Origin of the sequence: Micromonospora sp. WMMB235 (assembly GCF_001855515.1) — a bacterium.
Classification (GTDB): domain Bacteria; phylum Actinomycetota; class Actinomycetes; order Mycobacteriales; family Micromonosporaceae; genus Micromonospora; species Micromonospora aurantiaca.
Genome location: NZ_MDRX01000001.1, coordinates 3,015,131 through 3,040,961, shown reverse-complemented (window position 1 = coordinate 3,040,961; position 25,831 = coordinate 3,015,131). Strand labels below are relative to the sequence as shown.

Sequence of the window (25,831 nt, the reverse complement as noted above, 5' to 3'; positions counted from 1 at the left end):
CGGGATGACGAACGAGGACTGGGGCGACGGCACGCGCAGCGTGCACGCCGGCCTGCCGGACGCGGCACCCGGCCAGCCGTTCCTGCCCGGCCCGGTCTTCGCCGCGCCGTACCACCTGGACCCCGAGCGCGGCCCGTCGGCGGCGGTGGACGGGTACGGGCGGCCCGACAACCCCACCCGGCGGCTGCTGGAGACGGCGATCGGCGAGCTGGAGGGCGGCGACTGCCGGGTCTTCGCCAGCGGCCAGGCCGCCATCACCGGGCTGCTGCTGACAGTGCTGCGCCCCGGCGACACGGTGCTGCTGCCCGCCGACGGCTACTTCTCGGTGCGCTCGTTCGCCTCGGACACGCTGGAACAGCTCGGCGTACGTGTGGTGCTCGTGCCGACGGCCGGGCCGTACCCGTCGTTCGACGGCGTACGGCTGGTGCTGCTGGAGACCCCGGCGAACCCCGGCCTGGACGTCGCCGACGTCGCGGCGGTGGCCGCCGCCGCACGCGCCGCCGGTGCGCTGGTGGCGGTGGACAACACCACCGCCACGCCGCTCGGACAGCGCCCGCTGGACCTCGGCGCGGACGTGGTGGTCGCCTCGGGCACCAAGGCGCTGACCGGCCACTCGGACCTGCTGCTGGGCTACCTGGCCACCCGGGACGCCGGGCTGCGCGACGCGGCGACCGCCTGGCGCAACGCCACCGGCGGGGTGCCGGGCGCGTTCGACTGCTGGCTCGCTCACCGCTCGCTGGCCACGCTCGACCTGCGGCTGGCCCGGCAGACCGCGAACGCGCGGGCGCTGGCCGACCTGCTCGCGGCACGCCCGGACGTCACCGGTGTGCGCTGGCCCGGCCGGCCGGACGACCCGGCGTACCCGGTCGCGTCGGTCCAGATGCGGCGCGTACCGGGCGTGCTCTCGTTCGACCTGGGCGACGAGCGCCGGGTGGCCCGGTTCCTCGGCGCCTCCCGGCTGGTGGCCGCCGCCACCTCGTTCGGCGGGCTGCACACCACGGCCGACCGGCGCGCTCAGTGGGGCGACGACACGACGCCGGGCTTCGTGCGGTTCTCCTGCGGCATCGAGGACACCGACGACCTGCTCGCCGACGTGACGGCGGCGCTCGACGCGGCGGGCTGACGGCGTGACGGCCACTGGGCTAAGGTGACGGGCAGCCACGGCCCGTGCGGCCCCGACCCGAGGAGGTGAGTCCGATCCACCAGCAGAGGACCGGCGCTCCCTCCGAGTCCGCGTCGCTTCGGGGCTGAGGCGACGCCGGGGGCGCCGACGAGCGCTTCCCGAAAGGCTTGCCATGGCATCCACCGTGTTCACTCCCGACCGTCAGGCCCTCGTCCGGCGGCTGCGCGCCGCCGGTTGCGTCTTCGCCGAGGACGAGGCGGAACTGCTGATCGCCGCCGCCGACTCCGCGCAGTCGCTGACCCGGCTCGTCGACCGTCGCGTCGCCGGCCTGCCGCTGGAACACCTGCTCGGCTGGGCCGAGTTCTGCGGGAGGCGGATCGCCGTCCACCCGGGCGTCTTCGTGCCGCGCGGTCGTACCGCCCTGCTGGTCGACGCGGCGGCGGCGCTGGCCGGGCCGGCACCGGTGGTGCTCGACCTGTGCTGCGGCTCCGGCGCCGCCGCCGTGGTGCTGCACGAACGGCTGACGCCCCGCTGGCTGGCCGCCGCCGACATCGACCCGGTGGCGGTGGCCTGCGCGCGGCGCAACCTCGAACCGCTCGGCGTTCCGGTCTACCAGGGCGACCTGTTCGACGCGCTGCCGGCCGGCCGCCGCGGAACGCTGGACCTGGTGGTGGCCAACGCGCCGTACGTGCCGACCGCCGCGGTGGCCTCGCTGCCGGCCGAGGCGCGCCTGTACGAGGCGCCGGTGGCACTGGACGGCGGCACTGACGGTCTGGCCGTGCTGCGCCGGGTCGCCTCCGGCGCGGCCGAGTGGCTCGCCCCGGGCGGGCACGTCGTGGTCGAGTCGAGCGTCGCGCAGGCCCCGGAGCTGTGCGCCGCGTTCACCGCCGTCGGGCTGGAGCCGACGGTGGTCCGCGACGAGGAGCGGGAGGCCACAGCGGTCACCGCCCGCCGCCCCGGCTGACCGCGGCGGGGGAGTCCTCGCGGTGACGTGGCGGGTGGGCCGGGCGGGAACTAGCCTCGGGTCAGGCGCGGCGGGAGGCGGTGGCGGTGGGCAGCGCAGGTGTGCCGGTGGTGGTGGGGCTGGACAACGGAGGCACGAGCGACAACGCCACAGTGCTGACCGTCGACGGCCGGTTCCTGGTGGACGGGCTGCTGGAGATCCCGAGCGAGGTCGGCGCCGGGCCGGAGGCGGCCGTGGAGGCGCTCGCGCGGGCGTTCGACGGCGTGCTGGCGCACACCGGCGTACCGCGTGACCTGGTCCGCGCCGTCGGGCTGGACACGCCCGGCCCGGCCAGCGCCACCGGCGTGATCTCGTCCCGCGGCTCGACGAACTTCTCCCAGCCCGCCTGGCGGGGCTTCGACGTGCGCACCGCCCTGGAACGGCGGCTGGGCCTGCCCGTGGTGTACGCCAACGACGGCAACGCCGCCGCCCTCTACGCCCACCACGTGCATTTCGGCACCGAGGCGATGGCCCGGTCGTCGGTGTCCGCGATCGTCGGCACCGGGCTCGGCGGCGGCGTGGTGGAGTCCGGCCGCGTGGTCGGCGGCGCGGCCGGCATGGCCGGCGAGTTCGGGCACGTGCACATCCCGCTGGACGGTCTGGTGGAGCCGGACCAGGCGGCGCCGGTCTGCGCCTGCGGCTTCACCGGGGACGCGGAGAGCGTCGCCTCGCTCACCGCGATCCGGCGCAACCTGCTGCCGTACTGGCTGGCCCGGCATCCGGAGCATCCGCTCGCGGCGGAGGAGCCGGACCGGGCGGCGAAGCTGCTGCGCGGCTACGGCGAACGCGGCGACCCGCTGGCCCGCCTGGTGTTCACCCAGCAGGCCAAGGCGCTGGGCCGGCTGTTCACCATCGCGGCGAACTTCACCGACCCGCACGCCTACTTCGTCGGCGGGGGTGTGGTGGAGGCGGCGCCGGAGTTCCGGGACTGGTTCCTCGCCGCGGTCGCCGAGCACACGGTGCTCCGGGAGGAGCAGCGGGCGGTGGCCACCTTCGCGCTGGTGCCGGACCGGGACATGGCCGGCGCGCGCGGGGTGGCCATCGCGGCGCTGGAGGCGGTGCGCGGCATCGTCACCGCCGCCGCCCCACTCGGCTGACGCCGCCGCCTGACGGGCCGCTCAGCCGGTCAGGCGCGTGGCGGTGCCGCGGTGAACGCGGCCCAGGCGTGCGGCGGGAACACCAGCACCGGGCCGGACGGGTCCTTCGAGTCGCGGACCGCCACCGCGCCGGTCAGCGGCGCCATCTCCACGCACGCGCCCTCGTCGCCGCTGTGGCTGCTCTTGCGCCAGCGGGCCGGTGCAGGGGTCGTGCGGTTCGTGCCGTTCATCTGGTCACCTCTCGTTCAGCAGGCGGAGGAGCTGGTCCCGACTGGCCGCCGGGCTCAGCGCCACGGTCCGCAGGTGCTCCATGATCTTGGCGCAGGTTCGCAGGTCACCCGGCCGGTCGAGGACCATCTGCCCGGCGACTGTCTCCACCGAGGCGATGATCGGGTCCTCCGGGTCGGCGAACTCCAGGATGTGCAGCGATCCCCGGGTGCCCCGGTGGTAGCCGGCGGCCAGCGGGATCACCTGCACCGTGACGTTCGGCAGCTCGGCCATCTTCAGCAGGTGCTGGAGCTGGCCGGACATGACCGAGCGGTCACCGACCGGGCGCAGCAGCGCGCCCTCGTCGATGATGGCGTCGAGGATCGGCGGCTCGGCGCCGGAGAGCCGCTGCTGGCGGTCCAGCCGTAGCTGGACCCGCTGCTCCACCTGCTCGTCGGTGAGCGTGTGCGGCCCGCCGCGCATCACCCCGCGGATGTAGTCGGCGGTCTGGAGCAGACCGGGCACCACCGACGGTTCGAAGTTCGCGATGCCGGTGGCCTCGGCCTCCAGCGCGATGAAGTCGATGGTGCGCTGGTCCAGCAGGTACGAATAGGACACCCACCAGCCCGGCTTGCGGGCGTCCTTCGCCAGCTGCACCGCCGCGGCGATGTCGGCCGGGCCCACGCCGTAGCTGGTGAGCAGCGCGCGCACGGTGGCGGGACTGACGAGCGTCTGCGCGTTCTCGTAACGGGACAGCGTGCTCCGGGTGCTGTTGATCTCGTCGGCCGCGGCCTCCAGGGTGAGGCCGGCGGCCTCCCGGTGGGTCCGCAGGGCGATGCCGAGCCGTCGGGCCCGGGCGGTCTTCGGCGCCATGCATCGATAGTCGCACATCCCGTGGGAACGTGGGCATGAGAGAAAGTCGATGAGAGTTGCATTCACGCCGGTGAACCTGTCAATGTGTGACGGCGTCCTCACCGCCGGTTGTCGTGGCGACGGTGGCGGTGAGCGACCGGAGGGGATGGGGCGCGCGGTGGTCGGATTTTTCACTCCCCCACGATCCGACCGCCGCGTGCCCCTGCCGGTCCACGAGACGGGAGGGGTTCCGCGGTGACCAGGTTCCTCGTGGTCCTGACCGACGTGCGTCCACCGGACGGTGCCCGCCGTGACGAACGGACCAGCCCGGAACGCCGCCGTCAGGTGGTCGGCGCGAGCAGCCGGGAGGCCGCCGACCGGATCGCCGGCGCGTTCATGGCGCTGGGCATGGTGCGGGCTGGCCGGCAGCGGGTGAAGGTCATCGCGGTGGGCCGCCGGCCCCGGCACCCGGCCTTCTGACGCGCACCGTTCCGTTACTCCCTGTATAGGTCTCCTTGACCGTTTGCCACGCGACTCCGCGTCTCCCCGGGTAACGACCACCGCTTGCGGCAACGCACAGTAAGGTCAGTCGGGTGAGCGCCACCGGCGAGCACGGCCAGCCGCAGTCGCGAACGATGAGGTGACCATGACCACCCCAGGCAAGACCCGTGTGGCGATCGTCTTCGGCGGCCGCAGCCCCGAGCACGGCATCTCCTGCGTCAGCGCCGGCAGCGTGCTGGCCGCGCTCGACCCGGACGAGTTCGAGGTGGTCCCGGTCGGCATCACCCGGCAGGGCCAGTGGGTGCTCGCCAGCGGCGACCCGAGCCGGCTCGCCATCGCCGACCGCAAGCTGCCCGAGATCACCGCCGGCTCCGGCGCCGAGCTGGTGCTGCGCGCCGATCCCGCCGTCGGCGGCCTGATGGTGCTCGACCCGGCCCAGGGGCCGGTCGCGCTGGCCGACGTGGACGTGGTCTTCCCGGTGCTGCACGGCGCGTACGGGGAGGACGGCACGATCCAGGGCATGCTGGAGATGGCCGACATCCCCTACGTCGGCGCGAACGTCTTCGCCTCCGCCGCGGCCATGGACAAGGAGTTCACCAAGAAGCTCTGCGCCGCCGAGGGCATCCCGGTCGGCCCGTACGCGGTGCTGCGCGCCGGGATGTCGCTGAGCGACGAGGACAAGGAGCGCCTCGGGCTGCCCGTCTTCGTCAAGCCGTCCCGGGCCGGCTCCTCGTTCGGCATCACCAAGGTCGACGACTGGGCGGACCTGGACGCCGCGCTCGTCACCGCCCGCGAGATCGACAGCAAGGTGCTCGTCGAAGGCGCCGTGGTCGGCCGCGAGATCGAGTGCGGCGTGCTGGAGGGCGAGGCCGGCGGCGCGCCGGAGGCCTCCGTGCTGGCCGAGGTGCGGATGATCGGCGACCGCGACTGGTACGACTTCGAGGCCAAGTACATCTTCGCCGACGAGGTCTGCGAGTACGACGTACCCGCCGACCTGCCCGAGCCGGTGGCCCGGCAGGTGCGCGACTACGCCACCCGGGCCTTCACCGCGCTCGACTGCTCCGGGCTGGCCCGGGTCGACTTCTTCGTGACCCCGCAGATGGACGTCTACCTCAACGAGATCAACACGATGCCGGGCTTCACCCCGACGTCGATGTTCCCGCGGATGTGGTCGGCCAGCGGGCTGGAGTACCCGAAGCTGGTCAACCGGCTGATCCGTACCGCCCTGCACCGCCGCGCCGGCCGCTGACCGCCCGTAGCGCCCCGCCGGCCGCTGGGCCGGCCGGGCGTCAGGCGGAGCAGCCCGAGGGGGCCTGCTTCGCCGAGGGGACCGAGCTGACGATCGTGTCGGAGATCGAGGTCACCCACTGCAACGGCGGCTCGTACGACTTCGGCACCCGCACCCGGATCGGGGTCTCCCGGTCGACCGTGGTCAGCACAGTGGCGTCGGCCTCCTGCGCCGCGTGCCAGCAGACCTGGTTGACCTTCCACACCTCGTCGGTGGGCGGGAACTGCGCCGGGCTGCCGCCGCAGGCCACCGTCAGCGCCGGGTCGCCGTACGCGGCGTTCTGCTCCGGGCCCGCGGTGACCGGGCGCTGCGTCAGGTCACGCACGCTGTCCGGGAGCTGCGACATCAGGGCCCGGCACAGGACGGTCGGGCGCTCGGCCAGCGCCGGGGCGGGCATCTCGACCGGCGCGCTCGACTGGGCCCGAGGGCTCGCCGACGCGCTCGGCCCGGCGTCCGGCGACTCCGGGGCCAGCTTGGCGAACGTGAACCCGGCGACCGCCACGGTCACCGGCACCGCGACGAGCGTCGCCCAGAGCGCGGCACGGCGGGTGGCGCCGTCCCGGCGGGGGGAGGTGTCCTTCTCGTCCACTTACAGCCGCACCACCGAACACGTGAGGGTGCGGGTGATGCCGGGCACCATCTGCACCTTGCTGACGATGAGTTTGCCGAGCTCGTCGACGGTGTTCGCCTCGGTGAGCACGACCACGTCGTACGGCCCGGTGACGGCGTCGACCCGTACCACGCCGGCCAGGTCCGCGATCAGACCGGCCACGTCACGCGCCCGGCCGACCTCGGTCTGGATGAGGATGTACGCCTGTACCACGACTCGACCTCCGTCCGTCGCCTCCGGGCGACCCGAAGGGTGAAACTACCGTACTGAGCGGCCGTGATCCCTATCGGTTGCCGGTCGGACGCGGTGAGCGAGCACACGCCGGTACGGACAGGGGTGGGACGTGCGGAACGACGCAGCGGAGCGAGGGGACGGAATGACGGTCACTGATGTCGGCGAGTTCGGCCTGATCGACCGGGTGACCGCCCGGCTGGCGCAGGGACAGAGCTGCCTGCTCGGCCCCGGCGACGACGGCGCGGTGGTGGCCGCACCGGACCGGCGGGTGGTTGCCTCGACCGACGTGCTGGTGGAGGGGCGGCACTTCCGCCGGGACTGGTCGTCGGCGCGGGACGTGGGGCACCGGGCGGCGGCGGCCAACCTCGCCGACATCGCCGCCATGGGCGCCACCCCGACCGCACTGCTGGTCGCGCTCTGCATGCCGGCCGAGCTGGACCCGGCCTGGGCCGAGGAGCTGGCCGACGGGCTCGGCGCGGAGGCGGCGCTGGTCGGCGCGAGCGTGGTCGGCGGGGACATGTCCGGCAGCCCGACGCTCACCGTCGCGGTGACGGCGCTCGGCGACCTGGCCGGCCGCGACCCGGTGGTGCGCTCCGGCGCCCGCCCCGGCGACGTGGTGGCGCTGGCCGGGCGCACCGGGTGGTCGGCGGCCGGCTACACCGTGCTGTCCCGGGGTTTCCGCACCCCCCGGCTGCTGGTCGAGGCGTTCCGCCGCCCCGAGGTGCCGTACGCCGCCGGACCCGCTGCCGCCGCGGCCGGGGCCACCGCCATGATCGACGTGTCGGACGGGCTGCTGGCCGACCTCGGGCACGTGGCGACCGCCAGCGGCGTGGCGATCGACGTGAGCCGCGACGCGTTCGAGGTGCCCCGGCAGATGCGGGACGCGGCGCAGGCGCTCGGCGTCGACCCGTACACCTGGATCCTGGCCGGCGGCGAGGACCACGCGCTGGCGGCGACGTTCCCGGCGGACGCCGCGCTGCCCGAGGGCTGGCGGCCGGTCGGGCGGGTGGCGGCCGGCACCGGGGTCACCGTCGACGGTGCCGCCTACAGCGGCCCGCGCGGCTGGGACCACTTCCGCCGGACGGCGGAGTAACCGGCACAGTCGCCGACGGCGGAGTAACCGGTACAGCCGCCGGACCGCGTATTAACCGGCACAGTCGCCGGACGGGGAGACCAGCGGGCCCGGAGTGATCTGCGTCCGACCCCGGGCCGCCGGGCCGGGCCGGGGCCGGCGGCGGTCGTAACCTGGCACGGTGAGCGAGATCGAGATCCGGGAGCGGCGCTTCGACGCGCCCGAGTCGCAGGCGCTGATCCGGGCGGCGCTGGCCGACCTCGGCGCCCGGTACGGCGGCAGCGGCGACGAGACCCCTGTCGACGCGGCCGAGTTCACCCCGCCGGACGGCGCGTTCCTCGTCGCCTACCTGGACGGGCGGCCGGTGGGCTGCGGCGGCTGGCGCAGCCACGGCGAGGACGGCGACACGGCCGAGCTGAAGCGGATGTACACCGACCCGGCGGCCCGGGGCCGGGGCGTGGCCCGCGCGGTGCTCGGCGCGGTCGAGCGGTCCGCCCGCGACCACGGCCGCAAGCGGATCGTGCTGGAGTGCGGCGACAAGCAGCCCGAGGCGATCGCCATGTACACCTCGGCCGGCTACGAGCGGATCCCGAACTTCGGCTTCTACAAGGACGCGCCGGGCTGCCTGTCGTACGGCCGCACGCTCTAGCCGACCGAGATGCGGATCTCGCTCGCGGCGCGGCGGGCGGCGTTCGCGGCCTCGTCCGGGGTGGCGCCCCAGGCCATCAGGTGCCCGCTGCGGTGCGCCGAGGAGAGCAGCTCCGGCACTGTCTGACCGACCTTCGTCTCCACCTGCACGTCGAGCACGCCCGGCACGCGCAGCGCGTCGCGCCTGCCGTCCACGGCGGTGACCCGGCCGGGCGGCGCGATCAGGAACTCGATCGCCGCGGCGCCGGTCGCCCGCGCCGGCAGCGCCGGCCGTTCGCCGCGCAGGATCCGCAGGTACGCCTCGATGACGTCCCGCTCGTAGGCGATCGAGATGAGCGCGGTGATCATGTCGCCGGGCATCCGGGCCGCACACTCCACGAGCGTCGGCACGCCGTCGGCGAGGATCCATTCGCTGTGCAGCATGCCGCTGCGGAAGCCGGCCGCCTCGGCGAGACGTACCGCTGCGGCGCGCAGCGCGTCGTGCGCGTCGGCGGGCAGCGCGGACGGCACGGTGTGGCCGGTCTCCACCGGGTAGCGGCCGCCGGCGATCCGCTTGTCGGTGACGTTGGCGAAGACCACCTCGCCCTCGGCCACGAGCAGCTCCACGCTGTGCTCGGTGCCGACGAGCAGTTCCTCGACCAGCACACCCGTGGGCAGGCCGCGCTCGGTGGCCTCGGCCGGGTCGGGCGGGGCGGCGCTGGCCGCCCAGCGGGCCGGCACCTCGGCCGGGTCGGTGATCAGCTGCACGCCCAGGCTGCCCGAGCGGCGGGTGGGCTTGAGCACGCACCGCCCGCCGTGCGCCTGCGCGAACTCCACCGCCCGCGCCGGGTCGTCGACCAGCTCGTACGCCGGGTTGGCCAGGCCGATCCGGTCGGCGAGCAGCCGCATCCGGTGCTTGTCGGAGAAGACGTCGGCGGCCTCGACCCCGGCACCGGGGAGGCCGAGCCGCTCGGCGAGCCGGGCGGTGGCGCCGACCGCGTACTCCAGGCCGGGCAGGACCAGCCGGGCGTCGGCGAGGCCCGGCTCACGGGCGAGCAGGGCGTCCGGGTCGAAGCCGGTCTGGTACTCGGCCGCGACGAGGCGCCCGATCATCGGCAGCCGCTCGGCGAACCGGGCCAGGTCGCGGCGGGCGATCACGTCCGGCTCCTCGACCAGCACCACGCTGCCGGGCGGCAGTTCCTGGTCGAACCAGCTCAGCGAGCCGAACGACGCGCCCACCACCACCAGTTGCTCGCGGCCCAGATCGAGGTCCACCGGTCATCCTCCCCACGGCTCGCGCCGGAACCGGACGGCCGGCGCAGCAGCACCCTAACCGGCTCGTACCAGCGGGTCGCCGTACGGTCGGTCAGGGGTGCGGGGGCGGTCGGTGGATACCGGGCGACGGACCGCCGGGACACGACAGAAGCCGGCGGACCCCGAAGGGATCCGCCGGCGACCGACGATGTTCCGGTGGCGCTACCGCGTCAGGCGCGGGTGACCTTGCCGGCCTTGATGCACGAGGTGCAGACCTGCAACTTCTTGGTGGTGCCACCACCGGCCGGGGTACGCACCGACTGGATGTTCGGGTTCCAGCGGCGGTTGGTCCGCCGGTGCGAGTGGGACACGTTGTGGCCGAAGCCCGGCCCCTTGCCACAGACGTCGCACACGCTAGCCACGGGATACTCCTGGGATTGAAACGTTCATGAGGTCGCCGCCAGGCGCTGCCCGGGCAACCTGGTCAGGTTACCCGATGACAGTCGGTACGCCCAACCGGCCCTTTCGCGAGCCCACCCAGCGTACCGGCGTCCCGGCCGGGCCGTCGGCCGGGGCGGACACGCGGCGGACGACCCCGGCGCGTGTCGGTGCGCGCCAGTAGGCTTCCCGACGTGCTGGAGACCCTCGACGCCGCAGCGGTACGCCGCTGGTGCGCGAGCGGGCTGACCGCCCTCCGGGCCCACCAGGGCGAGATCGACGACCTGAACGTCTACCCGGTGCCCGACGGCGACACCGGCACCAACCTGGTGCTCACGTTCACCTCGGCCCAGCAGGCCCTGGCCATGGATCTCGGCACCCTTCCCGACGACGGGCACACCCCGCACGGGCACGCCTTGCGGCTGATGGCCCGGGGCGCGCTGCTCGGGGCGCGCGGCAACTCCGGCGTGATCCTCTCGCAGATCCTGCGCGGCCTCGCCGACACGCTCGCCGCCGTGCCCGCGGTGCGTGGGCGGCAGCTCGCCGACGCGCTGGCCGACGCCACCACCGCCGCCTACGCCGCTGTCGCCCGGCCGGTCGAGGGCACGCTGCTGAGCGTGGTCGCCGCCGCGGCCCACGCGGCCCGCCGGGCGGACAGCGACGACCTGCGCGCCGTGGCCCGGGCCGCCGCCGAGGCGGCGGCGCACGCGCTGGCGCGTACCCCCGAGCAGTTGCCGGAGCTGGCCCGCGCGGGCGTGGTCGACGCCGGCGGGCGTGGCCTGTGCCTGCTGCTGGACGCGCTCGTCGAGGTGATCACGGGGGAGAGCCCGGGGCAGCCGGCGTCCGCGCCGCCCGCCCGCCGCGCGCCGGTCACCGCCGTGCGGGAGAGCGGCTCCGACGCGTACGCCTACGAGGTGCAGTACCTGCTCGACGCGACCGACGAGGCGGTGACCCGGCTGCGCGCCGAGCTGGACGCGCTCGGCGACTCCGTGGCGATCGTCGGCGACGGCGCCGGCACCTGGAACGTGCACGTGCACGTCAACGACATCGGGGCGGCGGTCGAGGCGGGCGTGGTCGCCGGCCGCCCGCACCGGATCAGCGTGACCCGCTTCGCCGACCAGACCGCCCCGGCACCGGGGCCGCAGGTGGCGCTGCCCGACGGGCGGGCCGCCGTGGTGGTGGCCACCGGCGCGGGCATCGCGGAGCTGTTCGCCGCCGAGGGCGCCGTGGTGGTGCCCGCCAACCCGTCCACCGGTGAGCTGCTCGACGCGATCCGGGCCACCGGCGCCGCCCGGGTGGTGGTGCTGCCGAACGACCCGAACACCCAGTCGGTGGCGAGCGCGGCGGCCAAGGAGGCGCACGGCCTCGGCATCAAGGTGAGCGTGGTGCCGACCCGCTCGCCGGTGCAGGCGCTCGCGGCGCTCGCCGTACGCGATCCGAAGCGGCGGTTCGAGGACGACGTGATCGCGATGGCCGAGGCGGCCGGCGCCTGCCGGTACGCCGAGGTGTGCCACGCCGCCCGGGAGGCGCTCACCGTCGCCGGCCCGGCCCGCCCGGGTGACGTGCTGGCCCTGGTCGAGGGCGAGGTGCACCTGATCGGGCAGGATCTGGTCGACACCTGCACCGCTGTGGTGGACCGGATGCTCGGCGGTGGCGGCGAGCTGGTCACGCTGCTCTGCGGCGCCGACGCGCCGGCCGGGCTGGCCGACCGGGTCCGCGCGCACGTCGAGGGGGCCTGGCCGTTCGTCGAGGTGCAGGCGTACGAGGGCGGGCAGCCGCACTATCCGCTCCTGGTGGGGGTCGAATGACTGGTGAGGCGGCCACTGTGGACACGCCGCTGAAGAAGCTGGTCGGCGAGCGCACCGCGAAGGCGCTGGCCGGGCATCTCGACCTGCACACCGCGGGCGACCTGATCTACCACTTCCCGCGCCGGTACGACGAGCGCGGCGAGCACACCGACATCCGCTCGCTCGACGTGGGGGAGCAGGTCACGGTGCTCGCCCAGGTGCAGCGCACAGCGGTGCGCCCGATGCGCCAGCGGCGCGGCAACCTGCTGGAGGTCACCGTCGGCGACGGCTCCGGCGGCGTGCTCACCTGCACGTTCTTCGGCAACCAGGCGTGGCGCGAGCGGGAACTGCGGCCCGGCCGGTGGGGGCTGTTCGCCGGCAAGGTGACCGAGTTCCGGGGCAAGCGGCAGCTCAACGGCCCGGAGTACGTCCTGCTCGGCGAGGGCGGCGAGGGCGAGGCGGCCGCAAACGAGGAGGTCGAGGAGTTCGCCGGGGCGCTGATCCCGGTCTACCCGGCCGCGGCGGCGGTCCCGACCTGGGTGATCGCCCGCTGCGTCCGCGTCGTGCTCGACACGTTCACTCCGCCGGAGGACCCGCTGCCGGCCACCGTGCGGGCCACCCGCAACCTGGCCGACATCGGCACCGCGCTGCGCGAGATCCACCGTCCGACCAGCAAGGAGGCGCTCTACCGGGCCCGCCGCCGGCTGAAGTGGGACGAGGCGTTCGCCGTGCAGCTCACGTTGGTGCAGCGCAAGCAGCGGGCGGCGGCGTCCCCGGGGCGGGCCCGGCCGGCGAAGGCGGGCGGCCTGCTCGACGCGTTCGACGCCCGGCTGCCGTACGAGCTGACCTCCGGCCAGCAGGTCGTCGGGCGGGAGATCGCCGCCGACCTGGCCCGGCCGCACCCGATGCACCGGCTGCTCCAGGGCGAGGTGGGCTCCGGCAAGACGGTGGTGGCGCTGCGCGCCATGCTGCAGGTGGTCGACGCCGGTGGGCAGGCCGCGCTGCTGGCCCCGACCGAGGTGCTCGCCGCCCAGCACCACAGGGGCATCCTCGACCTGCTCGGCCCGCTCGGCCGGGCCGGTGAGCTGGGCGCCGCCGACGACGCCACGCGGGTGGAGCTGGTCACCGGCTCGCTCGGCGCGGCGGCCCGGCGCCGGGCGCTGGCCGAGGTGGCCGAGGGGCGCGCCGGCATCGTGCTCGGCACGCACGCCCTGCTCTACGAGGGCGTCGACTTCCACGACCTCGGCCTGGTGGTGGTGGACGAGCAGCACCGCTTCGGCGTGGAGCAGCGCGACGCGCTGCGCGCCAAGGCCGAGCAGCCGCCGCACGTGCTGGTGATGACCGCCACCCCAATTCCGCGCACCGTGGCCATGACCGTCTACGGCGATCTGGAGACCTCCACGCTGTCCCAGCTCCCGCAGGGCCGCTCGCCGATCGCCTCGCACGTGGTCCCGGCCGCCGAGAAACCGGCGTTCCTCGACCGGGCCTGGCGCCGGCTGCGCGAGGAGGTCACGAAGGGCCACCAGGCGTACGTGGTGTGCCCGCGTATCGGTGAGGGGCCGGTGTCGGACGAGGAGCCGCCGCGGGAGGACGACAACGGCCGCCGCCCGCCGCTGGCGGTGACCGAGGTGGCCCCGCTGCTGGCCGAGGGGCCGCTGCACGGGCTGCGGATCGGGGTGCTGCACGGGCGGCTGCCTGCGGACGAGAAGGACGCGGTGATGCGCGCGTACGCCGACGGCGAGCTGGACGTGCTGGTCGCGACCACAGTGGTCGAGGTCGGCGTGAACGTGCCGAACGCAACAGTGATGATCGTGCTGGACGCCGACCGGTTCGGCGTCTCCCAGCTGCACCAGTTGCGCGGCCGGGTGGGCCGGGGCTCGGCCGCCGGTCTCTGCCTGCTGGTCACCGAGGCGGCTGAGGGTTCGTCCGCGCGGGAGCGGCTGGACGCGGTCGCCTCCACCACCGACGGCTTCAAGCTCGCCGAACTCGATCTGGAGCAGCGCCGGGAGGGCGACGTGCTGGGCGCGACCCAGTCCGGCCGGCGTTCGCACCTGCGGCTGCTGTCGCTGCTGCGCGACACCGAGCTGATCCGCGACGCGCGGGCCGAGGCGATCGAACTGGTCGAGGACGACCCGGATCTTTCCCGGCATCCGGCGCTGGCGGCGTCGGTCGCCGCGCTCGTCGACGAGGAGCGCGCCGAATACCTGGAGAAGGGCTGACGCGCGGGCTCGCACGGCGCCCGGTGCGGCCTCGCGGGACTGCGGCACGGGCGTCGCGTGCCTAGGCTCGCGCAGATGTCGACACCATCACTCGAACACGGCGTGCTCCTTCTGACCCGCGGCGACGAACTCGCTGTGGACCGGGTCGCCGGAGTCGCCGACGAGGCGTCCGGCCGGCTGTGCACGGCGGCGACGCGGTTCCAGATCGCGTCGATCAGCAAGCAGATGGCCGCAGTGGCGGTGCTGCTGCTCGCCGAGCGGGGGGCGCTGAGCCTGTCCGATCCGGTGGTACGCCGGCTGCCCGGCACGCCGCCGCCGGAGTGGTCCGGCATCACGCTGCACCACCTGCTCACCCACACCTCCGGCCTGGGCCACTGGGAGGACTACCCGGCGATCGACCTGCACGGGCCGGCCGAGCCGGACGAGCTGCTCGACCGGTTCGCGGCGCTGCCGCCGCTGTTCCGGCCCGGCGCGGGGTGGCACTACAGCAGCCCCGGCTACGTGCTGCTGGCCCGGACCGTCGAGCGCGTGGCCGACCGGCCGTACGCCGAGTTCCTCGCCGACGAGGTCTTCGCACCGCTGGGCATGACCGGTAGCTTCGCCGGCGCGGGCGACGGACGGCCGGACGTGGCGGTCGGACACGTGGGCGGCCGTCCGGTGCCGTCGTGGGACCTGGCGACCGTCAGCATGGGCGCGGGTGACGTCTGGTGCACCGGCGCGGACCTGCTCACCTGGCTGGACGTACCGCGCCGGGGCCGGCTGCTCGCCCCGGACCCGGTGGCGGCGATGATCGCGCCGCACGCGCCCACCGGACGCCCCGGGGAGGCGTACGGCTACGGCTTCTTCGTCGGCCCGCTGGCCGGCCGGCGGGCGCTGCACCACTCCGGGGACAACGGCGGCTACAAGGCGTTCGCCGCCTGGCTGCCCGAATCCGACCAGCGGCTCGTCCTGCTGACCAACCGGGCCGAGGTCGATCCGAGAACGATCACGTCGGCGCTCGACACCCCCGAGGCGCGGTGATCCACGCGAGGTCCGGCCGGGCGGGTGGCCGACGCGTCACCGGGCCGGGCGTCGCGTAGCGTCGGGGCATGCGCAGGGAGCGACGGTGACCCGGATCGTGGCCGGCACGCTCGGCGGCCGGCGGATCGCCGCGCCACCAGGCGCCGGCACCCGTCCCACCTCGGACCGGGTCCGTGAGGCGTTGTTCAGCGCCGTGCACTCCCACGTCGACCTGGACGGGGCGCGCTTCGCCGACCTGTACGCCGGTTCCGGCGCGGTCGGTCTGGAGGCGCTGTCCCGGGGCGCGGCCCACGTCCTGCTCGTCGAGTCCGACGCGCGGGCCGCCCGGGTGATCCGGGAGAACATCGCCGCGCTCCGGGCCGCGCCGGCCGCGCGCCTGGTCACCGGCAAGGTCGCCACCGTGCTGGCGGCCGGGCCCACCGACGGGCCGTACGACGTGGTCTTCGCCGATCCGCCGTACGCGGTGCCGGACGCCGAGATCACCGCGATGCTGGCGGCGCTGGTCGACGGCGCCTGGCTGGCCCCGGACGCCCTGGTGGTCGTCGAGCGGTCCAGCCGTACCGGACCGGTCACGTGGGTGGAAGGTGTCACTCCGGAGCGCAGCAGACGTTACGGCGAGACCACTCTTTGGTACGGTCGCCGATCATGAGACGTGCGGTCTGCCCGGGCTCGTTCGACCCGGTCACCAACGGACACCTCGACATCATCGGCCGGGCCAGCCGGTTGTTCGACGAGGTGATCGTCGGAGTGCTGGTCAACCAGTCGAAGCAGGGCCTGTTCACCGTCGAGGAGCGGATCGCCATGCTCCGCGAGGTGACCGCCTCGTACGACAACGTCCGGGTGGAGTCGTTCCGCGGCCTGCTCGTCGACTTCTGCCGCGCCCAGCAGGCGAGTGTGCTGATCAAGGGCCTGCGTGCGGTGAGCGACTTCGACTACGAGCTGCAGATGGCGCAGATGAACATCGGCCTGGCCGGCGTGGAGACGCTCTTCATGCCGACCAACCCGCTCTACTCGTTCATCTCGTCCAGCCTGATCAAGGACGTGGCGAAGTGGGGCGGCGACATCTCCGCCCACGTCCCCGACCTGGTCCGAGCCCAGCTCGCCACCCGCCTCCGCCCCTGACCCCCGCCCGCCCTCGCCCCACCCCCGCGATCTTGCACTTTCGGCCCGGACATTCCTCCCGCAAGGGACGAGTGCCGGGCCGCAAGTGCAAGATCGCCGAGTGGAGGGTGGGGGAGGGCGACGCGCCGGGTGGGGCGGGTGGGGTGCTTGTGGCCCGGGCGCGACATGATGTCTGCAGCGCCGAGACGGGGCGTAGGCCGCATGATGGAGGGCGGCCGACGAAGACAGGAGTGAGGTACCGGTGGACCCGCTCGATCGCATCGACGAACTCATCGCCATGGTGGAGCAGGCCCGCTCCGTCCCGATGTCGCGCAACAACTGCATGGTCGACCGGGGCGAGATGATCGCCACGCTCGACGAGCTGCGCGCGGAGCTTCCCGCGGACCTGCGCCGGGCCGCCGCGCTGCTGGAGGAGCGGGACAAGATCATGGAGGCCGGCAAGCGCGAGGCCGACCGGATCATCAGCGAGGGTGAGGCGGAACACGCCCGGCTGGTCTCGGTCAACGAGATCACCGTCTCGGCCGAGCACGAGGGCGCCCGGATCATCGCCGAGGCGCGGGCCGAGGCGCAGCGCCTCCGCGAGGAGGTGGACGACTACGTCGACACCGCGCTGGCGAACTTCGAGCAGTTCCTCACCCGGGCGCTGGCCTCGATAGAGCGCGGTCGGGACAAAATGCACGCGCTGCGCGAGATCGGCACCTTCGCCGGGGACGAGCCGGACCGCCCGCTACCCTTCTGAGCGGCGCGCAGGCCGGTCGCCGACAGCCGGCTGCCGTCGAGCCGGAGGTGAGCCCCGGTTCGACGGTTCGCCCACCTGGCAGGTAACCTTCTTTGTCGGCCTCTCAACGGCCGGAGTCTGACTATGCCCAAACACTCGCCAAGCACACTCGGCCCCAGGTCGCCGCTGGTTCTCGACACGAGGGAACTGCCGCGCCGACCTGGCGCGTTGCGTACGCACAAGCGGGTCGTGCCGGCACCGGCGGACCTCGGCGTGGAGTTGATCAGTGTGCCGGAGGGCGCGGACCTCGACCTCGACCTGAGGTTGGAGTCGGTGTCCGAGGGCGTGCTCGTCTCCGGGACCGTCACCGGTCCCGTCAAGGGCGAGTGCGGCCGCTGCCTGCGCGAGATCGACGACTCGTTGGCCGTGACGATCCAGGAGCTGTACGCGTACGAGAACAGCGCCACGGACGACACGACCGACACCGACGAGGTGGGCCGGATGCAGGGCGATCTGATCGACCTGGAGCCGGCGTTGCGGGACGCGGTGGTGCTGGCGCTGCCGACCAACCCGCTCTGCCGGGAGGACTGCCCAGGGCTGTGCCCCGAGTGTGGGGTGCACTGGGACGATCTGCCGGCCGACCACAGCCATCAGCAGGTCGACCCGCGTTGGGCGAGCCTGACGCAACTGACCCGTACAGAGGAGTAAGAACCGTGGCCGTCCCCAAGCGCAAGATGTCGCGCAGCAACACCCGCGCCCGCCGGGCGAACTGGAAGGCCTCGGCGGTGGCGACCGTGGCCTGCCCGCAGTGCAAGTCGGCCAAGCTGCCGCACACCGCCTGCTCCGTCTGCGGCACCTACAACGGCCGTCAGGTCCTCGAGGTCTGACCCGGCCGCCGAGTGACGTCCCCGACCACCGGTCGGGTGACGCGCGCACCAAGGCTCTCGCCCGGTGCCCCGGCTCCCGCCACCGCCGACCGGCTCACGGCCGGCGGACCGTCGGAGCCGGGCACCGCGCGGATCGCCGTCGACCTCCTCGGCGGGGACGATGCTCCCGCCGTCGTGGTTGACGGCGCTCTGCGAGCGGTACGCACGGATCCCGCCCTGCACCTGATGCTCGTCGGCCCGATCGAGGTGGCCGACGAGCTGATCGGTGCGCTCGACCCGGCTCAGCGCGCACGGGTCACGGTCCGCCCGGTGCGGACCGCCGTCGGCATGGCCGACCATCCCACCGCCGCCCGCGGCGAGAGCACGGTACGCACCGCCGTGCAGGCGGTCCGCGACGGGCTCGCCGACGCGGTCGTCTCCGCCGGCTCGACCGGTGCCACAGTCACCGCCGCCGCGCTCGGCCTCGGCCGCTGGACCGGGATCCGCCGCCCGGCGCTCGCCGCCACGCTGCCCGCCGTCGAGGGGCCGGTGGTGCTGCTCGACGTCGGCGGCACGCTCGAACCCGGCCCGGCCACGCTGGCCCGGCACGCCCTCCTCGGCGCCGCCTACGCGTCGGTGGCCCACGCCGTCACCGCACCCCGCGTCGGGCTGCTCTCCGTCGGCCTGGAGACCGGCAAGGGCGACCGGCTGCGCCGCGTCGCCGCGCCCGCGCTGGCCGCCGCGCCGCTGCCCTGTGACGGCCGCTACGTCGGCCTGGTCGAGGGGTACGACATCTCGCTCGGCACCCGCGCCGACGTCGTGGTGACCGACGGTTTCACCGGAAACGTCCTGCTGAAGGCCATCGAGGGCGCGTACGCCATGGCCGGCGGCCCACCGTCACGCGGCGGCGCCCCGCGTGCCGCCGCGCTGCTCGGGGTGGGCGGCACCGTGGTGGTGTGCCACGGCGCGGCCGGCTCCGAGGACGTCGCCTCCGGTATCGCGCTCGCGGCCCACCTGTGGCGCCGCGACGCCGCCGGAACGGTCCGCGCCCTGCTCGCCGACATCCCGCACGATCTCGCACCTGACCGACACGACACCGAGGTAGCACCATGACCAACGACAAGCGGCGGCGTGCTCCCGTCGGCCACCTGGAGGCGGCCTTCGGGGTGTCGCTCGACCCGGAACTGCTGGAGCGCGCGCTGACCCACCGCTCGTACGCGTACGAGAACGGCGGCCTGCCCACGAACGAGCGGCTGGAGTTCCTGGGCGACTCGGTCCTCGGCGTGGTGATCACCACAGCGCTGTTCCACAACCACCCCGACCTGCCCGAGGGGCAGCTGGCGAAGCTGCGCGCCAGCGTGGTCAACATGCGGGCGCTCGCCGACGTGGCGCGTGGTCTCGGCCCGGACGGGCTGGGCGCGTACCTGCTGCTCGGCAAGGGTGAGGAGGCCACCGGCGGGCGGGACAAGGCGAGCATCCTGGCCGACACGCTGGAGGCGCTGCTGGGCGCGATCTATCTCCAGTACGGCCTGGACACCGCCGCCATCGTCATCCACCGGCTGTTCGACCCGCTGATGGCCGAGTCGGCGGGCCGGGGCGCGGCCCTGGACTGGAAGACCAGCCTCCAGGAGCTGACCGCCGCGCTCGGGCTCGGCGTGCCCGAGTACCGGATCGAGGGCACCGGGCCGGATCACCTCAAGACGTTCACCGCGTGGGTGGTGGTGGCCGGCAACCGCTACGGCGGCGCGGAGGGACGCAGCAAGAAGGAGGCCGAGCAGCGCGCGGCCGAGTCGGCCTGGCGGACGCTCACCGAGCAGGCCGAGGCGGAGGCGGCGGCGCAGGCCCAGGAGGAGACGAGCCCGCAGGTCCAGGACGACGCGACGGACGTCGAGGCGGGCGCGGGCCGTGCCTGAGCTGCCCGAGGTAGAGACCGTCCGGGTGGGACTCGCCCAGTGGGTGATCGGCCGGCGGATCGCCGCCGTCGAGGTACGCCACCCCCGGGCCGTACGCCGGCACGCGCCCGGTGGCGCGCACTTCGCCGACGTGCTCGCCGGCCGGACGGTCACCGGCGTGCAGCGCCGGGGCAAGTACCTCTGGCTGCCGCTGGACAGCGGCGACGCGGTGATCGGCCACCTCGGCATGTCCGGCCAGCTGCTGCTGCAGCCGGTCGGCGCGGCCGACGAACTGCACCTGCGGGTCCGGTTCCGATTCGCCGACGACGGGCCGGAGCTGCGCTTCGTCGACCAGCGCACGTTCGGCGGGCTGTCCGTGTCCGAAGGTGGGGCGGAGCTGCCCGCCGAGATCGCCCACATCGCGCGCGACCCGATGGACCCGGAGTTCTCCGACGAGGCGTTCGTGGCGGCGCTGCGGCGCAAGCGTACGGAGATCAAACGCGCGCTGCTCGACCAGACGCTGATTTCCGGAGTGGGCAACATCTACGCCGACGAGGCACTGTGGCGGGCGAAGCTGCACGGCACCCGCCCGGCCGACGCGCTCACCCGTCCGGCCGCGCTGCGGCTGCTCGGACACGTCCGGGACGTGCTCGCCGAGGCGATCAAGCAGGGTGGCACCAGCTTCGACGAGCTGTACGTCAACGTCAACGGCGAGAGCGGCTACTTCGACCGGTCGCTGAACGCGTACGGCCGGGAGGGGGAGCCCTGCCCGCGCTGCGGCGCGCCGATCCGGCGGGAGGCGTTCATGAACCGGTCCTCCTACAGCTGCCCGCGATGCCAGCCGCGGCCCCGGGGCACCCTCCGGGGATGACCCCGAGCCGGTTCGGGGTTGCGCCCGTGTGCTTCGCCCGACGGTCCCCGGAGACGCGCCGGAGCGTACCCGGAGATGCCCTTTTCCGCCCGGTCCGCGCGGCCGGTTCCGGCCGCGCGGACCTCGTCCGCCGGATCGGGGACGAGCGGGGGCCGTTCCCCGATGTCGGGGCCCCGCCTGCTGCCTAGCGTCATCTGGGGTCGGCACAGGGCCGGCATCAGGAGGGTGGAACCCGGGACATGGGCAGGCGACCGGTGACCGTGCGGCTGGCACGGTGGAGTGCGGAGCATCCGTGGCGCGCGATCGCGTTGTGGGTGGTCTTCGTGGCGGTGTGTTTCGTGGGCGGCAGCGCCGCCGGGCTGAACGAGGCGACCGACGAGGATCAGGCGATCGGCGAGTTCGGACAGGCACAGCTGATCGTCGACAGTGGCGGGTTCGACCGGCCGGCGACCGAGAACGTGCTGATCACCGCCCGCTCGGGCTCGCTCGACCAGGCCGCGGCGAAGGCCGCCGCGCAGGACGCGGCGGACCGGCTGCGGCAGGTCGACGGCGTGGCCTCGATCGGTACGCCGATGCCGTCGCGCGACGGCAGCGCGCTGCTGGTGCCGATCACCATGTCGGGCGACCCGGGCACCGCCGGTGACCGGGTGCAGCCGTTGCGGGACACCACCGCGAAGGTGCAGGACGCGCACCCGCAGCTACGGGTGGAGCAGGTCGGCGGCCCGTCGATCGACAAGGCGCTCGACGACACGCTCGGCAAGGACTTCAAGCGCGCTGAGCTGCTCAGCCTGCCGGTGACGCTGGCCATCCTGATCATCGCGTTCGGCGCGCTGATCGCCGCCGGGGTGCCGGTGCTGCTGGCGCTCTCCTCGGTGGCCGCCGCGATGGGTCTCTCCACACTCGCCTCGCACCTGGTGCCGGCCACCGACACCACCGCCAGCGTCATCCTGCTGATCGGTATGGCGGTCGGCGTTGACTACTCGCTGTTCTACGTGCGGCGGGAACGGGAGGAACGGGCGAAGGGCCGATCCGGCCTGGACGCGGTGGAGATCGCGGCGGAGACCTCCGGGCACGCCGTGGTGGTCTCCGGCACCGCCGTGATCATCTCGATGGGCGGCCTGCTGCTCGCCCAGGACGCGATCTTCTCCTCGCTGGCGGTCGGCTCGATCCTGGTGGTCGCGGTCGCCGTGATCGGCTCGCTCACAGTGCTGCCGGCGCTGCTGGCGAAGCTGGGCCGCTGGGTGGACCGGCCGCGGGTGCCGCTGCTGTGGCGCCTCACCGCGTCGCGTGACGGGCAGCCGGCCCGGCCCCGGTTCTGGCCGGCGGTGCTCAAGCCGGCGCTGCGCGCGCCGGTGGCCACGCTGCTGATCTCGGTCGCGCTGCTGCTCGCGCTCGCCGCGCCCGCGCTCGGCATGAAGCTGAAGTTCCCCGGCCCCGAGGACGTGCCGCGCACCACGGCGGCCATGCAGGCGTACGACCGGCTCACCGCGGCCTTCCCGAGCAACGGCACCAGCCACACGGTCGCCGTGCGGGCACCCGCCGAGCAGGCCGACCGGGTGCGGGCCGCGCTCACCGACCTGGCCGGCCGTACCGCCGCCGACCCGCTCTTCGCGCCGGCCGAGGGGGACGGCCCGGAGATCCAGGTGTCGGCGGACCGGCGGGTGTCGGTGCTGGAGGTGGCCACGCCGCACGCCAGCCGCTCCGACGAGGCGTCCCGGTCGCTGCACGAGCTGCGCGAGGACCTGGTCCCGGCCACGCTCGGCGGCATCCCGGGCGTGGAGTACGCGGTCGGCGGCGGCGTGGCCGCCAGCGAGGACTACGCCGCCCACATCTGGGCGAAGCTGCCGATCGTCGCGGCGTTCGTGCTGGCGCTGACGTTCCTGGTGATGGCGTGGACGTTCCGGTCGATGGTGGTGGCGCTGACCTCGATCGTGCTGAACCTGCTCTCCGCCGGCGCCGCGTACGGGCTGCTGGTGCTGGTCTTCCAGAGCACCTGGGCGGAAGGGCTGCTCGGCTTCACCTCGATGGACGCGATCGTCACCTGGCTGCCGCTGTTCCTGTTCGTGGTGCTGTTCGGACTGTCGATGGACTACCACGTCTTCGTGGTCAGCCGGATCCGCGAGGCGGTCGACCGGGGGATGCCGACCCGGGAGGCGGTGGCGCACGGGATCACCTCGTCGGCCGGGGTGGTGACGAGTGCGGCGGTGGTGATGGTGGCGGTGTTCTCCATCTTCGCCACGCTCAGCATGATCGACTTCAAGCAGCTCGGCATCGGCCTGGCGGCGGCGATCCTGCTGGACGCCACGATCATCCGCGCGGTCGTGCTGCCCTCGGTGATGACGCTGCTGGGTGACGCGAACTGGTGGGCGCCGCGGTTCATGCGCCGCCGTACGCCCACCCCGGCGGTCGAGCCGCCGCCCGCCCCGGCGCCGGAGCTGGTCGGCGCCCGCTGAGCCCGAGCGGACCCGCCCCGGCGCCCAACCGGAAGTGCCGAACAGCTTGACATCAGTTCCGGCTCGTGCCGGCCGCTGAGAAGGCATTCGTGTTCGCGCGGTATACCTGAGAGTCATACTTATGACTCTCAGGTATACCGCCTTCCGTGCATCTGTTCGCCGCTGAGGGTGACGGAGAGTGTTGGCAGCTTTCGTACCGGATGATCGTCATCGGCGCCCCGCTCCCCGGCGAGCGGGGCGGCGGGGTTGTCACGGCAGGGCGCACGGCTCCCGCCAGGCGTCCAGCTGGCGGTCCTTGCGGATCGAGGCAAAGCCGTAGCCGACCGAGGTGACGCAGAAGTCCGCCGGCTCGCCGGTGTACTCGACGTGGAAGACCGGCTTGCCGGCGTCGACGAACGGCAGCAGCTTCGCGCACTCGCGGCGGCGTACACACTCCTGGTTGACCGCGAAGTCGAAGTCGGGGGCCAGCGCGGCCACCTGCGGCACGTCGTCGACCAGGCCGGGGGAGAGGTCCAGCTTGCGGGCAAGCCCGGCCAGCCGGCGGTTGAACAGCAACTGGTCGTCGAAGTCCAGCGGGAAGCCGGAGCGGTGCCGGTAGCCGTCCGCGTCGGCGAGCGCCACCGCGCCGAAGCCCTTGCCCCGGCACAGCCGGAACCGGTCGGCCAGCACCGGCGCGAGCGCGTCCCAGCCCCGTACGTCCAGGAAACGGCTCCCCGGCCGCCCCGGCACCGCCGCGCCGCGTACGGCGGCGGGGAAGCGGGTGGCGTCCGGGTCGTCGGCGGCGTACGTGCCGACCCGGACGTGGCAGACCAGCCGGCGGCTCTGCTCGCGCAGTTCGGCGGTCTCGGCCGAGGTGGTCGCCACCGGGTCGAGGAGGAAGACGTCGGCGTCGGCTGTGACGTCCACCGGAGTGGTGAGCTGCCACTGCCACCGCCAGCGGTCGGCCTGCGCGGCCGGCCAGGGCGTGGGCGCGCCGGGCGGCGTGATCGGCCGGCGGCAGGCCGGCACCGGGGCGAGCAGCAGCGCGGTCAGCGCGAGCGCCACGCCCCGGCGCGGGCCACGTCGGCGGACGTGGGCCGGCCGGGAGCGCGGCACGGCCCACACCGGCCGGATCCGCATCGACAGCTCCCCGGACGCGGGCGGCCCGACGCCGCCCCCGACCGGTCAACGAACGCCGGGCCGGTCACGACGCGCGGTCAGCTCGGGGTGGCGAAGACCTGCGTCCAGTACGGCCCGTTGCTGCGCGCCACGCCCACACCGATCTGGGTGTACGAGCAGTTGAGGATGTTCTTCCGGTGGCCTTCGGAGTTCATCCAGCCCTCCATGACCGCCGCCGGGGTCTGGTAGTTCCAGGCCACGTTCTCGCCCACCATGCGGTAGCTGTAGCCGGCGGCCTTGACCCGGTCCCAGGGCTGGCTGCCGTCGCTGCCCGTGTGGTCCATCTTCTTGTGGTCGGCCTGGTCCTGGCTGTGCCGCTGGGCGGCCAGGTTCAGCTTTGCGTTGACCGTGAGCGCCTTGCAGCCGGCCTTCGCCCGCTCCTGGTTCACGATCGTGACGACCTTCTGGAGTTCGGCGCTCAGCCCGGTCGTGGCGGTGGCCTTGGTGCTCGTGGAGCCGCCGCCCGACGTGCCGCTGCTCGGGGCGCTGCTGCGCTCCTGCTGCCGCGACGGGGCGGTGCTGCGGCTCGGCTTCGGGGTGGCCTTCTTCGTCGGGCTCGGCGCGACGGTGGTCGGTACGGCGGACGGGCTCGCCGACTCGGGCGCGAGCGCGTCGGCGGGCGCCTCATCGGTGCCGTCGGGCGCCTGCGGCGCGGCGGCCACCGGCGCGTCTGCGGAGGTGCGCTTCGTGCCCTGGTCGTCGCCGGGCAGCAGGACGGCGCCCACGCCGAGGCTCACCACGAGCGTCGCCGCGGCGGCGGCCCCGCCGATCACGAGTGGCCGGGACAGGCGCCGCTTCGGGCGCTGCCGGTCGTCGGCCGGGGTGTCGGTCGCCGGCTGCCAGGTCGCGGTGGGCTGTTCCCAGCCAGCGGCCGGCTGCTCGTGCCCCGGCCAGGCGGTGGGCTGGTCCTGGCCCTGCCACGCCGCGGGCTGCTCGTGGCCCCGCCACGCGGGCTCCTGGCCGTGCCACGCGTCGGTCGGCTGCTCCTCGCCGTTCCACCTGTCCCGGGCCGGCGGGTACGAGCCGGCGGGTCCGTAGGCCGGGGGTGCGCTCTCGGGACGGAAGCCCCCGGCGGCCGGCTCGACGCCGTGACCGGCGGGCCGCTGCTGCGCTTCGTCCCCGAACAGGTACGACGACCGCGGCTCGGGCCGGTCGCTGAGCCACGCCGGACCCTCGTCGGTCGGCGGCTCGGGACGCCGGCGGGCGCCCTCCGGTTCGATCGGGTCGTTCCAGCGGTACACGCCTGTCCCCTCCACGGGTCGGTTGCGGGCCGGGGTGACGCTACGGGCGCACTCCGAGCTGCGGCAACGTGGCTAAGAAAGAGTTAAGGCGAAGCCGGCGGCAAGGATGAGTCGTTCACACATTTCCGGCGTACAGTAAAGGCGTCCGGACAGAGCGTGTCCGCGCCTTGTGGCAGCC

General features: G+C 74.2%; 27 protein-coding genes. 19 read left to right on the top strand and 8 right to left on the bottom strand.

The window, feature by feature from the left end; all coding sequences use genetic code 11:
- Window positions 1-4: 4 nt before the first annotated feature.
- The 3 genes from BFV98_RS12670 to BFV98_RS12660 all read left to right on the top strand — a co-directional run bounded on the left by BFV98_RS12670 (window position 5) and on the right by BFV98_RS12660 (window position 3,223).
- Window positions 5-1,123 (top strand): cystathionine gamma-lyase, encoded by a 1,119-nt coding sequence (locus tag BFV98_RS12670; protein ID WP_071096402.1) that lies wholly within the window; start codon window positions 5-7, stop codon window positions 1,121-1,123.
- Between the two features lie 172 nt (window positions 1,124-1,295).
- Complete coding sequence (locus BFV98_RS12665; protein ID WP_013284540.1) at window positions 1,296-2,087, top strand: putative protein N(5)-glutamine methyltransferase; 792 nt, start codon at window positions 1,296-1,298, stop codon at window positions 2,085-2,087.
- An 86-nt stretch (window positions 2,088-2,173) separates the two neighbouring features.
- Window positions 2,174-3,223 carry an ROK family protein gene (locus BFV98_RS12660; RefSeq protein WP_013284541.1) on the top strand — a complete coding sequence of 350 codons (1,050 nt, stop codon included), beginning with the start codon at window positions 2,174-2,176 and terminating at the stop codon, window positions 3,221-3,223.
- 29 nt (window positions 3,224-3,252) lie between these two features.
- On the opposite strand, the gene BFV98_RS12655 is transcribed toward BFV98_RS12660, so the two are convergent.
- Entirely contained in the window at window positions 3,253-3,453 is a 201-nt protein-coding gene (locus tag BFV98_RS12655) for a DUF397 domain-containing protein (protein ID WP_030270013.1), read from the bottom strand.
- A gap of 4 nt (window positions 3,454-3,457) precedes the next feature.
- Window positions 3,458-4,303, bottom strand: coding sequence for a helix-turn-helix transcriptional regulator (locus BFV98_RS12650; protein ID WP_013474343.1), 846 nt, complete (start codon window positions 4,301-4,303; stop codon window positions 3,458-3,460).
- A 234-nt stretch (window positions 4,304-4,537) separates the two neighbouring features.
- Here BFV98_RS12650 and BFV98_RS12645 point away from each other — a divergent pair, with 234 nt between their 5' ends.
- Window positions 4,538-4,762, top strand: coding sequence for a hypothetical protein (locus BFV98_RS12645; protein ID WP_013284544.1), 225 nt, complete (start codon window positions 4,538-4,540; stop codon window positions 4,760-4,762).
- Window positions 4,763-4,928: 166 nt separating this feature from the next.
- On the top strand, window positions 4,929-6,032 hold the full coding sequence (locus BFV98_RS12640) for a D-alanine--D-alanine ligase family protein (protein ID WP_071096400.1): 1,104 nt from the start codon (window positions 4,929-4,931) through the stop codon (window positions 6,030-6,032).
- A 40-nt stretch (window positions 6,033-6,072) separates the two neighbouring features.
- Here the strand turns inward: BFV98_RS12640 and BFV98_RS12635 are convergent, their stop codons facing one another.
- Window positions 6,073-6,660, bottom strand: coding sequence for a DUF3515 family protein (locus tag BFV98_RS12635; RefSeq protein WP_013284546.1), 588 nt, complete (start codon window positions 6,658-6,660; stop codon window positions 6,073-6,075).
- A complete protein-coding gene (locus BFV98_RS12630; protein ID WP_013284547.1) occupies window positions 6,661-6,894 on the bottom strand; it encodes an Lrp/AsnC ligand binding domain-containing protein in 234 nt (77 codons plus the stop codon). It lies immediately after the preceding gene.
- A 163-nt stretch (window positions 6,895-7,057) separates the two neighbouring features.
- Between BFV98_RS12630 and BFV98_RS12625 the strand changes: the two genes are divergently transcribed.
- A complete protein-coding gene (locus BFV98_RS12625; protein ID WP_013284548.1) occupies window positions 7,058-8,008 on the top strand; it encodes a thiamine-phosphate kinase in 951 nt (316 codons plus the stop codon).
- A 160-nt stretch (window positions 8,009-8,168) separates the two neighbouring features.
- Window positions 8,169-8,636: a GNAT family N-acetyltransferase gene (locus tag BFV98_RS12620; protein ID WP_013474345.1), complete on the top strand. Its 468-nt coding sequence runs from the start codon at window positions 8,169-8,171 to the stop codon at window positions 8,634-8,636.
- Here BFV98_RS12620 and BFV98_RS12615 read toward each other — a convergent pair.
- Both BFV98_RS12615 and rpmB read right to left on the bottom strand, forming a co-directional pair.
- Window positions 8,633-9,889, bottom strand: a complete 1,257-nt coding sequence (locus BFV98_RS12615) for an ATP-grasp domain-containing protein (protein WP_071096398.1) — start codon at window positions 9,887-9,889, stop codon at window positions 8,633-8,635. The genes BFV98_RS12620 and BFV98_RS12615 overlap by 4 nt on opposite strands.
- A gap of 209 nt (window positions 9,890-10,098) precedes the next feature.
- Window positions 10,099-10,290 (bottom strand): 50S ribosomal protein L28, encoded by a 192-nt coding sequence (gene rpmB, locus BFV98_RS12610; protein WP_013284551.1) that lies wholly within the window; start codon window positions 10,288-10,290, stop codon window positions 10,099-10,101.
- 210 nt (window positions 10,291-10,500) lie between these two features.
- Here rpmB and BFV98_RS12605 point away from each other — a divergent pair, with 210 nt between their 5' ends.
- The 12 genes from BFV98_RS12605 to BFV98_RS12550 all read left to right on the top strand — a co-directional run bounded on the left by BFV98_RS12605 (window position 10,501) and on the right by BFV98_RS12550 (window position 23,254).
- Window positions 10,501-12,114 (top strand): DAK2 domain-containing protein, encoded by a 1,614-nt coding sequence (locus tag BFV98_RS12605; RefSeq protein ID WP_071096397.1) that lies wholly within the window; start codon window positions 10,501-10,503, stop codon window positions 12,112-12,114.
- The gene (recG, locus tag BFV98_RS12600; RefSeq protein ID WP_013474348.1) at window positions 12,111-14,312 is read left to right on the top strand and encodes an ATP-dependent DNA helicase RecG; all 2,202 of its coding nucleotides are present in this window, start codon (window positions 12,111-12,113) and stop codon (window positions 14,310-14,312) included. Before BFV98_RS12605 ends, recG begins: the two co-directional genes overlap by 4 nt.
- 75 nt (window positions 14,313-14,387) lie before the next feature.
- Window positions 14,388-15,332, top strand: a complete 945-nt coding sequence (locus BFV98_RS12595; RefSeq protein ID WP_071096395.1) for a serine hydrolase — start codon at window positions 14,388-14,390, stop codon at window positions 15,330-15,332.
- An 85-nt stretch (window positions 15,333-15,417) separates the two neighbouring features.
- On the top strand, window positions 15,418-15,981 hold the full coding sequence (gene rsmD, locus BFV98_RS12590; protein WP_013474350.1) for a 16S rRNA (guanine(966)-N(2))-methyltransferase RsmD: 564 nt from the start codon (window positions 15,418-15,420) through the stop codon (window positions 15,979-15,981).
- Entirely contained in the window at window positions 15,978-16,454 is a 477-nt protein-coding gene (gene coaD / locus BFV98_RS12585) for a pantetheine-phosphate adenylyltransferase (RefSeq protein ID WP_013284556.1), read from the top strand. Before rsmD ends, coaD begins: the two co-directional genes overlap by 4 nt.
- Window positions 16,455-16,695: 241 nt before the next feature.
- A complete protein-coding gene (locus tag BFV98_RS12580) occupies window positions 16,696-17,193 on the top strand; it encodes a hypothetical protein (RefSeq protein ID WP_013284557.1) in 498 nt (165 codons plus the stop codon).
- Between the two features lie 123 nt (window positions 17,194-17,316).
- Window positions 17,317-17,880 carry a DUF177 domain-containing protein gene (locus BFV98_RS12575; protein WP_071096393.1) on the top strand — a complete coding sequence of 188 codons (564 nt, stop codon included), beginning with the start codon at window positions 17,317-17,319 and terminating at the stop codon, window positions 17,878-17,880.
- 5 nt (window positions 17,881-17,885) lie between these two features.
- A complete protein-coding gene (rpmF, locus tag BFV98_RS12570) occupies window positions 17,886-18,059 on the top strand; it encodes a 50S ribosomal protein L32 (protein WP_013284559.1) in 174 nt (57 codons plus the stop codon).
- Between the two features lie 132 nt (window positions 18,060-18,191).
- Window positions 18,192-19,151, top strand: a complete 960-nt coding sequence (locus BFV98_RS12565; RefSeq protein ID WP_030269999.1) for a fatty acid synthesis plsX protein — start codon at window positions 18,192-18,194, stop codon at window positions 19,149-19,151.
- Window positions 19,148-19,951 carry a ribonuclease III gene (gene rnc, locus BFV98_RS12560; RefSeq protein WP_030269997.1) on the top strand — a complete coding sequence of 268 codons (804 nt, stop codon included), beginning with the start codon at window positions 19,148-19,150 and terminating at the stop codon, window positions 19,949-19,951. The genes BFV98_RS12565 and rnc overlap by 4 nt, the downstream gene beginning before the upstream one ends.
- On the top strand, window positions 19,944-20,801 hold the full coding sequence (mutM, locus tag BFV98_RS12555) for a bifunctional DNA-formamidopyrimidine glycosylase/DNA-(apurinic or apyrimidinic site) lyase (protein WP_013284562.1): 858 nt from the start codon (window positions 19,944-19,946) through the stop codon (window positions 20,799-20,801). Before rnc ends, mutM begins: the two co-directional genes overlap by 8 nt.
- 239 nt (window positions 20,802-21,040) lie before the next feature.
- The gene (locus BFV98_RS12550) at window positions 21,041-23,254 is read left to right on the top strand and encodes an MMPL family transporter (protein ID WP_071096391.1); all 2,214 of its coding nucleotides are present in this window, start codon (window positions 21,041-21,043) and stop codon (window positions 23,252-23,254) included.
- Between the two features lie 249 nt (window positions 23,255-23,503).
- Here BFV98_RS12550 and BFV98_RS12545 read toward each other — a convergent pair whose 3' ends face one another.
- Window positions 23,504-24,373 (bottom strand): endo alpha-1,4 polygalactosaminidase, encoded by an 870-nt coding sequence (locus BFV98_RS12545; RefSeq protein ID WP_071096389.1) that lies wholly within the window; start codon window positions 24,371-24,373, stop codon window positions 23,504-23,506.
- A gap of 77 nt (window positions 24,374-24,450) precedes the next feature.
- The gene (locus BFV98_RS12540) at window positions 24,451-25,653 is read right to left on the bottom strand and encodes a CAP domain-containing protein (protein WP_071096388.1); all 1,203 of its coding nucleotides are present in this window, start codon (window positions 25,651-25,653) and stop codon (window positions 24,451-24,453) included.
- Window positions 25,654-25,831 lie beyond the last annotated feature (178 nt).